1 protein-coding gene is annotated in these 709 nt (G+C 59.0%); it reads right to left on the bottom strand.

The window, feature by feature from the left end:
- Positions 1 to 113 precede the first annotated feature (113 nt).
- Positions 114 to 709 (bottom strand): RNA-guided endonuclease InsQ/TnpB family protein (locus tag NW839_RS12060; protein WP_414380676.1); only part of this gene is annotated, 596 nt, incomplete at its 5' end.

The raw sequence follows: 709 nt of genomic DNA, 5'->3' as shown, positions 1-709 counted from the left end.
AGGAGTCCAGCCACCCGGTGAATAAACTCCACCCGGCATCGTGAATCGACTTGGCCAAGTGGTGATTCCGCACCAGGTTGCGCACCGGCAAGTTCTCATACGCCACGATGTCGCTAGACAAAGCGCTCCGCGCCGCCGTAGGCGAGCACCACGCACCGGGCCAACTTCACAGCCCAGTCTCTACGCTGGCGTTGGACTTTGAGATGCACCTTGCCCAGCCGCTTCCTCTGCTGGTGGTAGTTCTTGGATTGGGGTTTGGCCCCCTTCTTGAACTTTCTGCTCAGTCTCCTTTGCTGTTGTTTCAACCTCCTCTCGGCACGACGCAAAAACTTGGGACACGGCACAGCGTTCCCATTGCTGTCGGTGTAGAAGTGCATCAAGCCCACATCCAGCCCCACCACCTCGCCGGTGTAGCCCACCTTCTCCCGACGCTCCACGTCCAGGCAGAACTGGGCGTAGTAGCCATCGGCTCTCCGCACTACCCGCACCCGATTGATTTTCAGGGTGAGGATGTCCCGCCGCGCCTTGTCGTTGCAATACAAAGCAAAGGTGCCTGCCTGGAAGCCATCCGTGAAGGTGAGGGACATCCCATCTGCTGCCAGCTTCCAGCCGGAGACTTTGTACTCCACGGAGCGACAATGTTTCTGGAACTTGGGATAGCCCTTCCGGGCTGCCTTCTCCTTGCAGCGGCGGTAGAAGTTGGAGATGG

This window comes from Synechococcus sp. R5-15 (assembly GCF_047462035.1).
Classification (GTDB): Bacteria; Cyanobacteriota; Cyanobacteriia; order Thermostichales; family Thermostichaceae; genus Thermostichus.
Note: the sequence above shows the minus strand (reverse complement) of the source record. Positions and strands in the feature narration are given on the sequence as shown.